Here is a 10587-nt window from a genome sequence, read left to right as displayed (position 1 = left end):
GTCGATGGCCTAGTGGCCGTTCGCTTTGAGGTGTTCGATGATCTCGTTCTTACGTTCGAATCCGGCATGGTCGGCACCCAGGTATACGCGCATGGCGACAATTCTCTCAGGCCCGACCAGCCGGGCGCACCCGGGTCGACGTCACACTTTCAGGAACACGCATCGCCGCGCGAGCGCACCTATCGTGGTGCCCATGTACCCCGTCAACGGCCAGGCCGCTGCACCCGCCGTTCGTGTGTCACCAGGCAGTGACGCGGTTCGCCACCCGTGGGAAATCCCGCTACTCGTGCTCGCCGTTCTGACGACAGTCGTCACCTATGTGGTGGCGATCGTTCTGATCGCTGCGGGTGATCTGTCGACGTGGATCCTCGTGGTGCTCGCGGCTCCGATCCTGCTGTTCCTCGCGCGAGGTCAGCTGTACGGATCGCAGCAGGTCAACGGAATCAAGATGACGCCTTCGCAATTTCCGGAGGGGTATCAGCTGGTTGCCGAGGCCGCGGCACGGTTCGGCATGAAAACTCCGCCGGATGCCTACGTCGTGCTGGGGAACGGACGGATCAACGCATTTGCGTCAGGGCACGGATTTCGGCGTTTCGTCGTCGTCTACAGCGACCTGTTCGAGGTCGGTGGGCAGGCCCGCGAGCCCGATGCGCTCGCATTCATCATCGGTCACGAGGTCGGCCACATCGCTGCTGGGCATGCGTCGTACTGGCGCCAGTGGGGACAGTTCGCGTCGAACTACATTCCGGTGATCGGATCTTCGCTGTCGCGTTCCATGGAGTACACGGCAGACAACTTCGGTTTTCACATGCGCCCACAGGGAGCACCGGGCGCCATGGGTGTCCTCGGCGCCGGAAAGTATCTCGTGGGTCTGGTCGGATTCGACGAACTCGCCGATCGCGCGACACTCGAATCCGGTTTCTTCCCGTGGTTCGTCAACATCTTGTCGTCGCATCCGGTGCTGACCTGGCGTGCGGCCGCGCTTCGCAACCGCACGCACTCAGGGCATCTGTTCTTCCGGCCCGGTCAGCTCTACCGAAATCCGGCGCTCACTACCGCTCAGTCGAACTGAGGATCCTCGTTGCGGGTCCGCTTGAGCTCGAAGAAGTGCGGGTAGCCGGCCAGCGCGACGGCGCCGTCCCACACCTTGCCTGCATCCTCGCCGCGCGGGATACGTGACAGCACGGGACCGAAGAACGCCACGCCGTTGACATGGATCGTCGGGGTTCCGACGTCGGGTCCGACGGCGTCCATGCCCTTGTGGTGGCTCTCACGCAGTGCCTCGTCGTACTTGTCGGTGTCGGCAGCCTCGGCCAGTTCGGGCGGCAGTCCGACCTCGGCGAGCGACGACTTGATGACGTCGGCGAAGTCCTTGTTGCCCTCGTTGTGAATCTTCGTACCCATGGCCGTGTACAGCGGCAGCAGGATCTCGTCACCCTTCAGCTGCGCTGCAGCGATAGCGACGCGGACCGGGCCCCAGGCCTTGGTCATCATCTCGCGATACTCGTCGGGGAGGTCGCGGCCCTCGTTGAGAACCGCAAGGCTCATCACGTGGAACTTGGCCTCGATGTCGCGTACCTGCTGGGCCTCGAGAATCCAGCGCGAGGTGATCCAGCACCACGGGCAGAGCGGGTCGAACCAGAAGTCAGCAGTGTCCGTGGTCTTACTCGAGGTTGCGCTCACGAAGAAACTCCCTATCAGTTCATGTCGGTCAGGTTCTGTCAGTTCGGGGACATACTCCCGTTCTGCCAACAATCATGAACCCGCAATCCTTCCCGCGCTTTCCCCCGAACCACCTTCCGATCGCAGTAGTGTCGAAAAGAAACGAGTACGAAGGAGTGGTTCAGTAATGAGYACCAACCGGAGATTCGTGATCGTCGGCGGCGGGCTCGCGGGCGCAAAGATCGCAGAAGCCCTGCGTGACAGAGATTTCGACGGTGAGATCACCGTATTGAGCGAAGAAGACCACCTTCCGTACGAGCGGCCGCCGCTGTCGAAAGAGTTCTTCGCAGGCAAGAAGACACTCCCCGAATTCACCGTCCACGACGGCGAGTGGTTCCGCGACCATCACATCGATCTTCGTCCGGGAACGACGGCAACGGCCATCGACCCCGCTGCGCACACCGTGTCACTTCCGGACGGTTCCACGATCAGCTACGACAAGCTCGCCTTGGCCACCGGCTCACGTTCGCGGCGCCTCGACATCCCGGGGTCCGACGCCGAGGGCGTTCACTACGTGCGAACAGTCGAACAAGCCGCTGCGCTACTGCGCACCCTGGCCGCCGACAAGAAGCTCGTCGTGATCGGTGCCGGCTGGATCGGTCTCGAAATTGCCGCGTCGGCTCGCGGTTTCGACGTCGATGTCACCGTGCTCGAGCATGCCGGCCTTCCGCTCGAATCGACCCTGGGCCCGGAAATGGGTGAGGTCTTCGCCGCTCTGCACCGCCAGAACGGCGTCGACTTGCGCACTGGCACGGACGTCAGCGCAATCTCTGTCGACGGCGATCACGCCGCCGGCGTCACTTTGAGCGACGGCACCGTGATTCCGGCCGACGCCGTGTTGATTGCTGTCGGCGCGTTGCCGAACACCGAGTTGGCGTCGGAGGCGGGTATCGACGTCGACAACGGAGTTCTCGTCGACGCCGGTCTGCAGAGCAGCGACCCCGACGTCGTTGCAGTAGGCGACATCGCGGCCGCACAGCATCCGATTCTGAATGCACGAATTCGGGTGGAGCACTGGGCAAACGCACTCAACCAACCCGAGACCGCCGCAGACACCATGTTGGGTCGGCCCGCCGAGTACGTGCGCATGCCGTATTTCTTCACCGATCAGTACGACCTCGGGATGGAATACGTGGGTCACGCGCCGCACGGCGGCTACTCCCGTGTCGTCACTCGCGGCGATGTCGACAAGCGCGAGTTCCTGGCCTTCTGGCTCGATTCCGCGAACAAGGTGCTCGCCGGCATGAACGTGAACATCTGGGATGCCGGTGACGCCATCAAGGAATTGGTCGCCTCTTCGCGTCCCGTCGATCCGGAACGGCTGGCCGATCCGGAGATTCCGCTGGCAGAAGTGTCCGCTTGAGTAGAGCCGTTCTCTTCGTGATGGGATGGACGTAATAGATCCGCACCATCTACGAGGAGATCTTTGTGGTCGCACCGAACCTGACACGCGAAACCGCAGCGAAACGGTCAGCAATCCTGACCGTCGAGAACTACCTGATCGAACTCGATCTCACGGACGGCAACGACGCACCCGGCGAGGAGACGTTCTCTTCGAAGACCACCGTCACGTTCACGGCTACGGCCGGAGCAAGCAGCTTCATCGACATCGTCGCGGCCCGAGTCCATTCCGCGGTCCTCAACGGCACCGCACTCGACGTCTCCGACTACGACGAGTCGACGGGCATCAGCCTTCCCGACCTCGCTGCCGACAACGAGTTGGTCATCGAGGCCGATTGCATCTACTCCCACACCGGCGAGGGGCTGCACCGATTCGTCGACCCGACCGATGACACCGTCTACCTCTACTCACAGTTCGAGACGGCTGACGCCAAGCGCATGTTCGCGTGCTTCGATCAGCCCGATCTGAAGGCGACCTTCGACGTCCGCGTCACCGCTCCCACGTCGTGGAAGGTCATCTCCAACTCCGCGGTCGTCGAGACCCTCGCCGCCGATCCCGGCAAGCATGTTTTCCGGACCACCCCGAAGATGAGCACGTACCTGGTGGCGCTCATCGCCGGTCCCTACGCGCAGTGGACCGACAACTACTCCGACGAGCACGGCGACATCCCGCTCGGAATCTTCTGCCGCGCTTCGCTGGCCGAGTTCATGGACGAGGAGCGGCTTTTCACCGAGACCAAGCAGGGATTCGACTTCTACCACCGCAACTTCGGTGTTCCCTATGCCTTCGGCAAGTACGACCAGCTCTTCGTCCCCGAATTCAATGCGGGCGCGATGGAGAATGCCGGCGCCGTGACCTTCCTCGAGGACTACGTCTTCCGCTCCAAGGTGACCCGCTACTCGTACGAGCGTCGTGCCGAGACGGTGCTGCACGAAATGGCGCACATGTGGTTCGGCGACCTCGTCACGATGGCGTGGTGGGACGACCTGTGGCTCAACGAGTCGTTCGCGACCTTCGCTTCGGTCCTGTGCCAGACCGAGGCCACGGAGTACACGAACGCCTGGACGACGTTCGCCAACGTCGAGAAGTCGTGGGCATACCGCCAGGATCAGTTGCCGTCGACGCACCCGATTGCCGCGGACATTCCGGACCTGGCTGCCGTCGAGGTCAACTTCGACGGCATCACCTACGCGAAGGGCGCCAGCGTCCTCAAGCAGTTGGTCGCATACGTCGGACTCGAGCCGTTCCTCGCCGGACTGCGTGAGTACTTCCGTGAGCATGCATTCGGAAACGCAACATTCGACGATCTGCTGGGCTCACTCGAAAAGTCCTCGGGCCGTGACCTTTCCGACTGGGGTCGACAGTGGCTCAAGACCACCGGTTTGAACATCCTGCGCCCCGACTTCGATGTCGACGCAGACGGAAAGTTCACCCGCTTCGCCGTCCTGCAGGACGGTGCGGCACCAGGCGCCGGCGAGCGGCGAATCCACCGGATCGCCATCGGCATCTACGACGACGTCGACGGCAAGTTGGTACGAAGCCATCGCGTCGAACTCGACCTCGATGCCGTGGAAAGCACGGACGTCCCCGAACTTGTCGGCGTCGCCCGCGGTGCACTCGTGTTGGTCAACGACGACGATCTCACCTACGGCTCCGTGCGACTCGATCCCGAATCGTTGGCGACGGCGATCGAGCGGGTCGGCGACATCACCGACTCACTCCCCCGCACCCTGGTCTGGTCGGCGGCGTGGGAAATGACCCGTCAGGCCGAACTGAAGGCACGCGACTTCGTCGCACTGGTCGAGCGCGGTATCAGTTCGGAGACCGAAGTCGGTGTGGTGCAACGTCTCTTGCTCCAAGCCCAAACCGCCATCGGCTCCTACGCAGATCCGGCCTGGGCCGAGGCCGAAGGCGCGGCGAGCTTCGCCAATCGGTTGCTCGAACTCGCGCGTGAGGCAGAGGCCGGGTCCGACCACCAGCTGGCATTCGTCAACGCACTCACCGGTGCAGCACTCTCCCCGTGGCACACCGAGGTACTGCGCGAATTGCTCGACGCCGATCCCTCCACCGTTGGGCTCGACGGCCTGATCGTCGACACGGACCTGCGCTGGCGCATCGTCGGGGCACTGGCAGCTGCCGGTGAGATCGACGCTGAAGGAACCGCGACTCCGTTCATCGACGCCGAAGCCCAGCGTGACCCGACCGCTGCGGGCGCTCGTCAAGCCGCGGCGGCCGCGGCCGGACGTCCGCAGGCTGCTGTCAAGGAAGAGGTATGGGCGAAGGTCGTCGGCGACGACTCGGTGCCCAACATCACCGCACGATCGATCATCGGCGGGTTCGCTCGCGAAGGCCAGGACGAATTGCTCGAACCCTTCGTCTCCCGCTACTTCGCCGACATCGCGGCGGTGTGGGAACGACGCTCGAGCGAAGTGGCACAGACCGTCGTCATCGGGCTGTACCCGGCGTGGTCGATCTCCGCAGAATCCGTCGCGGCGGCAGACCGATTCCTCGAAGGCGACATCCCTCCCGCGGGCACCGGCCTGTGTCTGACAAACAGTTACGGCGCTGAAATTGCGGCTGCCATAACGCGGATGGCACTGATCAGTCCGTCGATCAGGTTGCCTTCACTGAAGGATGCAACAGCTGCCGTTGCTCCGAGCTGGGTAACGCGATCAGTGACCCGATCGGCGATTGCCCGCCCGCTGCGTACCTCGACGGTGCGCTGGTTGGGCGAGACGGCGATCAGCACGGAACGCTCGGCTTCGGGCGTGGTCGGGAACAGTGCGTCGGCACCCGCTGCCGGATCAGAACCGAGATCACCGATGTAGGCGTTGAATCGCACCTTGGTGGCCCGCGTCGCTTCGGTCATCGCGACGTCGAGCGCGACCAGATCCATGGTCTCGAACGGAAGATCGTCGGTGAACGGCTCGCCGATGCGGTGCACACCGGAAACGCGTCCGCTGGACGTGACGACGCTGCCGACGGGCAGGTCCTCGGGCGCTACTGCGAGCGCGGTCGAATGATCACCACTTGCCACTTGCGGACCCTCCGATCAGATCAGCCGAACCGGCTTCGATTGCGTGTGCACTGCCGTGATGGCCACCGCGAACGGTGACTTCGTCGACAGCACTCCACAGCACGGGAGCGTGATCCCACGACTCACCGAGATGGAACGCCGGCGGAACCGGTCCCGGCGTCTTCTTCCCGAGGAAGGACGCAGCCGCGAAGAACGCGGTGATCAAGGCCGGAATCCCAACGTATATCAGTACTACCTCGAGAATGCTCACACCAGATAACGTAGCCCAGAACGCCAGGAAGGAAAGCGTCAGGGCCACAAATTCTCGGGCAATTTCGTTTCGGTGACGACAGAACGCGGCTCAGGCTGCGCCCACGCCGAGATACGGCATCCACGCCGGATGCAATTCCTTGGTCGCCGCGAGCAGACGCCAATGCGGACCGGACGGGGGAACCAATTCCGCACGGAGAGTCCATCCGAGTTCGCTGAGCATCTTGTCGGCCTTGCGGTGATTGCAGGGGGCACAGCACGCGACGCAGTTCTCCCACGAATGCCCGCCACCTCGGCTGCGAGGAACGACGTGGTCGATGGTTTCGGCTTTGGCTCCGCAGTACGCACATCGGAAGTGGTCACGATGCATCAGTGCGGCACGGGTCATGGGGATGCGGGCGCGATACGGAACGCGCACATAGGTGCGCAATCGAATGACCGAGGGAACCTGCACCGACCAGTCCGCAGAATGGACTACCGGGCCCTGTTCGTCCTCGTGGACGGTATCGGCCTTGCCGCAGGCCATCAGTACGACCGCGCGCCTGGCAGGAAGGGCGGTCAGCGGTTCGTACGTGACGTTGAGCAGTAGCACCCGACGTTTTACCCACTCGGGCACAACGCGATCGGGAGGGAACATCTCGAGGTGAGAATGCTCTTCGGAAAAGAGTGGGTCAGCAGTGTGCGCGAACCCGTCAGGAACAACTTCCAGAACAGCCCCTAACGCGTGGTCGTTCCGCGCGCTAGTGGGCTGGAGTTGTCGGTGATTGCGTGCAGCATGTCGGTTCTTCATACGACCTCCGGGAGACTGCCCCCAAGTTGACCACGGATGATCGCGTTACGCACTCCCATTTCGAACAAAATTGCCAGGACGGCCGGTGAATTTCCGGTGAATGGGTACGCATTCCGACCCGATGCAACCGTCGTCGACCCGGAAACCGACCACTACGGCCGTCAGGCACAATGGAACTTGCCATGAATGACGTACAGCACGACGTGCAGCAGACCTTCTACGACGCCGTCGGCGGAGCCGAGACGTTTCACAAGCTCACCGCGCGATTCTACGAAGAAGTCGCGAAGGACGAGGTTGTGCGCCCGCTCTACCCCGAGGCGGATCTCGGCCCGGCCGAGCGGCGGATGCGGATGTTCCTCGAGCAGTACTGGGGCGGGCCGCACACGTACTCGGAGGAGCGTGGGCACCCGCGTCTGCGGATGCGCCACAATCCTTTCGTGATCGGCCCGATCGAGCGTGATGCGTGGCTTAGGTGCATGCACGTCGCCATCGCGTCCATCGACGAGAAGACCCTGAGCCCGGTGCACCGCAAGCAGTTGATCGACTACATGGAGATGGCTGCTGCGTCCATGGTGAACTCCGCCATCTGACCGTTTACTTCGCCTTCGGCCTGAACACACGCGCGATCCGGCGGGCCGCTCGTACCCCGAACGACACCGTGGGATGTAGCGGAGAACTCAAGATTGCGTGCTTGCGCACGTACTCTTCGACCTCCCACTCCGACCAGCTACCCGCCCGGAAGAGTGCGGCATCGCCGACGCCCAGGGTTCGTTTCGCGATTCCGTCGCCCTGAACGGTGACCGACCCTTCGATGATGTGCACGATTTCGTCCGCATGGAAGTACCAGCGGAAGCGCCCCTTCGTGCAATCCCAGACGTGCGTAGTCGTGGTCCCGTCTTTACTCGCCGACCATTGCGCCGACCGTGCAACCGGTGTGCCGAAGATTATCCAGTCACGGTTGATCGGATCATCGTCGAGCAGTACGTGATCCAAACTGACCGCTTCGATTGCCGACAAAGTCAAGGCCAAGCCCCCTTGGTTGAATTCTCGATACTTCTCCCCCGGCAGTAACACCAAAGTTGCCACATGGAGTCACCGCGTGAATGCAAAGTACACCAAGGCTAGGTAAAGAGTCACGCTTTTGCCGTGTCCAAGTCGTGAGAGTGCCAGACGTTTGGCACTATGAACTGCTGTGAGCACCCCCGCGGATTCGTCCTCTGTAAGCCGGCCCGAAGCCCCGTGGTGGAACGAGGCGGTCTTCTATCAGATCTATCCGCGTTCCTTTGCCGATTCGGGCAGTGACGGTATCGGCGACCTCGGCGGAGTCGAGGAGAAACTCGGCTACCTCGAACTGCTCGGCATCGACGCGATCTGGTTGAGCCCGGTGATGAAGTCACCAATGGCAGACCACGGCTACGACGTCTCGGATCCTCGCGACATCGATCCCCTGTTCGGTGATCTGGCGACGATGGATTCGCTGATCACGTCAGCCCACGAGCGCGGAATCAAGGTCACCATGGACTTGGTCCCGAACCACACGAGTGATCAGCACGAGTGGTTCAAGGCAGCCCTGGCGTCGGCGCCCGGTTCTGCGGAGCGATCCCGCTACATCTTCCGAGACGGCAAAGGTGAAAAAGGCAACGAACCGCCGAACAACTGGCCGAGCATCTTCGGCGGCCCGGCATGGACCCGCGTCACCGAAGCCGACGGAACACCCGGCCAGTGGTACCTGCACATCTTCGCCAAGGAACAGCCGGACCTGAACTGGGACAACCCCGAGGTCTTCGACGACCTCGCCAAGACTCTGCGCTTCTGGCTCGAGCGCGGAATCGACGGATTCCGCATCGACGTGGCCCACGGAATGGCCAAGCCGGACGGTTTGCCGGACCACGACTGGGAGCTCAACGAGCTCATGCGCAATTCCGACGACGACCCGCGGTTCAACAATCCGGCAGTTCACGAAATCCACCGCGGCATCCGCAAGGTCATGGACGAGTTCCCGGAGGCGATGACCGTCGGCGAGATCTGGGTGAAGGACAACCAGAAGTTCGGCGAATACATCCGGCCAGACGAACTGCATCTCGGATTCAACTTCCGGCTTGCAGAAACCGAATTCTCCGCCRAGTCCGTCCGAGAGGCCGTGGAGAACTCCCTCGCGGCCGTCGCCGAGGTCGGGGGTGTGCCCACGTGGACACTGTCGAATCACGACGTCGAACGTGAAGTCACGCGCTACGGCGGGGGCGAGATCGGAACGCAACGCGCACGGGCGATGATCCTCGTCGAGTTGGCGCTTCCGGGCGCGAGCTTCATCTACAACGGAGCCGAACTCGGCCTGCCGAACGTCGACCTGCCCGACGATGCACTACAGGACCCGGTCTGGGAACGATCCGGGCATGCCGAGAGAGGACGCGACGGCTGTCGAGTGCCCCTTCCCTGGGAAGGAACCGAGCCGCCTTTCGGATTCACCACCGGTGCGAGCACCTGGCTGCCGATGCCGGCCGAGTGGTCGACGCTCACCGTGGAGGCTCAGATCGAGGACGTCGACTCGATGCTCTCGCTGTATCGCGCCGCCCTCGAACTTCGTAGCGCCAGGCCGGAGTTTTCCGGCACCGACATCGATTGGTACGGCAGTCCCCCCGGCTGCCTCGCTTTCCGTCGACGCGGCGGTCTGATCTGTGCTCTCAACACCACGGAGGTGCCGATCGCACTGCCGAGCGGGCAGCTGCTGTTGAGCAGCGCACCACTCGTCGACGGTCAGTTGCCCGTCAACGCTGCGGCGTGGCTGATCTGACCGAACACTCTCGCACGTCGTCAGGCGGCGGCCCCATCGCGCTGGTGGTGGCCGTCGCCTGAACTCCTACCGCGCAACCATCAGCGGTATCGAACCACCGCGGTGACGGTAGATCGAACCAAACCGTGCATCGAGGCGCACCCACGATCTACTCGCCCGCACCCGAACCAGTTCCGACGCGTCGATCTGTTCGAGATCGATGTCCGCAGTCATCGCTTCGGATCCGGCGTGCGGAACGAATCCCATTGCGGTCAGGGCAAAAATAACTCGCATCGAGATCCCGACCGTGCCTGACGGACCACTGACCTCGAGCACGTCCTGATCGAGCAACGACGCCGGCGGGCCGTGGCTACTTCCATGCTCGAGCGCCAAGGCGTTGCCCCGCTGCGCCAGTTCGATCAACACCCGGGCGGGTACGTCGTCCAGGTGCTCGAAGCCGTCCATCGGCGGCAACGCCCCACGCCACGCCGAATCCATGGCGAACCCCGGATCGATCAGCTCACCTGTTGCCTGCTCCACCGCCGAGAGCAACTGATCGCCGGCAGCCGACGTGTCGTCAGGGTTGATGGTGCCCGCCACGGTTCGCGTCGCCAGAG

Annotated in this window: 10 protein-coding genes and 2 pseudogenes; 5 read left to right on the top strand and 7 right to left on the bottom strand. The window is 63.0% G+C overall.

Annotated elements, in window-relative coordinates; genetic code table 11:
- Positions 1-12: 12 nt before the first annotated feature.
- Positions 13-93: pseudogene (locus AC1DWA_RS32675) on the bottom strand (ribose-5-phosphate isomerase); the annotation flags it as partial.
- 100 nt (positions 94-193) lie between these two features.
- Between AC1DWA_RS32675 and AC1DWA_RS32670 the strand changes: the two are divergent.
- Positions 194-1072: a M48 family metallopeptidase gene (locus AC1DWA_RS32670; protein WP_021333424.1), complete on the top strand. Its 879-nt coding sequence runs from the start codon at positions 194-196 to the stop codon at positions 1070-1072.
- On the opposite strand, the gene AC1DWA_RS32665 is transcribed toward AC1DWA_RS32670, so the two are convergent.
- A complete protein-coding gene (locus AC1DWA_RS32665; RefSeq protein WP_003944541.1) occupies positions 1060-1683 on the bottom strand; it encodes a DsbA family oxidoreductase in 624 nt (207 codons plus the stop codon). The genes AC1DWA_RS32670 and AC1DWA_RS32665 overlap by 13 nt on opposite strands.
- Before the next feature lie 166 nt (positions 1684-1849).
- Between AC1DWA_RS32665 and AC1DWA_RS32660 the strand changes: the two genes are divergently transcribed.
- A complete protein-coding gene (locus AC1DWA_RS32660) occupies positions 1850-3085 on the top strand; it encodes an NAD(P)/FAD-dependent oxidoreductase (RefSeq protein WP_477847072.1) in 1236 nt (411 codons plus the stop codon).
- A 65-nt stretch (positions 3086-3150) separates the two neighbouring features.
- Positions 3151-5655: pseudogene (gene pepN, locus AC1DWA_RS32655) on the top strand (aminopeptidase N); the annotation flags it as partial.
- 26 nt (positions 5656-5681) lie between these two features.
- Here the strand turns inward: pepN and AC1DWA_RS32650 are convergent.
- The 3 genes from AC1DWA_RS32650 to AC1DWA_RS32640 all read right to left on the bottom strand — a co-directional run bounded on the left by AC1DWA_RS32650 (position 5682) and on the right by AC1DWA_RS32640 (position 7200).
- A complete protein-coding gene (locus AC1DWA_RS32650; protein ID WP_019749092.1) occupies positions 5682-6161 on the bottom strand; it encodes a DUF5130 domain-containing protein in 480 nt (159 codons plus the stop codon).
- Positions 6148-6411 (bottom strand): aa3-type cytochrome oxidase subunit CtaJ, encoded by a 264-nt coding sequence (gene ctaJ, locus AC1DWA_RS32645; RefSeq protein ID WP_007730943.1) that lies wholly within the window; start codon positions 6409-6411, stop codon positions 6148-6150. The genes AC1DWA_RS32650 and ctaJ overlap by 14 nt, the downstream gene beginning before the upstream one ends.
- Before the next feature lie 90 nt (positions 6412-6501).
- Complete coding sequence (locus AC1DWA_RS32640; protein ID WP_020908239.1) at positions 6502-7200, bottom strand: HNH endonuclease; 699 nt, start codon at positions 7198-7200, stop codon at positions 6502-6504.
- A gap of 182 nt (positions 7201-7382) precedes the next feature.
- Between AC1DWA_RS32640 and AC1DWA_RS32635 the strand changes: the two genes are divergently transcribed.
- Positions 7383-7790, top strand: a complete 408-nt coding sequence (locus AC1DWA_RS32635; protein ID WP_003944464.1) for a globin — start codon at positions 7383-7385, stop codon at positions 7788-7790.
- 4 nt (positions 7791-7794) lie between these two features.
- Here AC1DWA_RS32635 and AC1DWA_RS32630 read toward each other — a convergent pair whose 3' ends face one another.
- A complete protein-coding gene (locus tag AC1DWA_RS32630; protein WP_019749095.1) occupies positions 7795-8286 on the bottom strand; it encodes a cupin domain-containing protein in 492 nt (163 codons plus the stop codon).
- A gap of 106 nt (positions 8287-8392) precedes the next feature.
- On the opposite strand from AC1DWA_RS32630, the gene AC1DWA_RS32625 reads away from it, so the two are divergent.
- Entirely contained in the window at positions 8393-9991 is a 1599-nt protein-coding gene (locus tag AC1DWA_RS32625; RefSeq protein WP_477917564.1) for a glycoside hydrolase family 13 protein, read from the top strand.
- A 66-nt stretch (positions 9992-10057) separates the two neighbouring features.
- Here the strand turns inward: AC1DWA_RS32625 and AC1DWA_RS32620 are convergent.
- On the bottom strand, positions 10058-10587 hold a 530-nt coding region (locus tag AC1DWA_RS32620), incomplete at its 5' end, for a DUF8185 domain-containing protein (protein ID WP_477917562.1).

Source organism: Rhodococcus sp. P4_F3_2 (assembly GCF_056401335.1).
The sequence above is the reverse complement of the archived record's forward strand: the minus strand, read 5'-3'. Positions and strand labels throughout refer to the sequence as shown.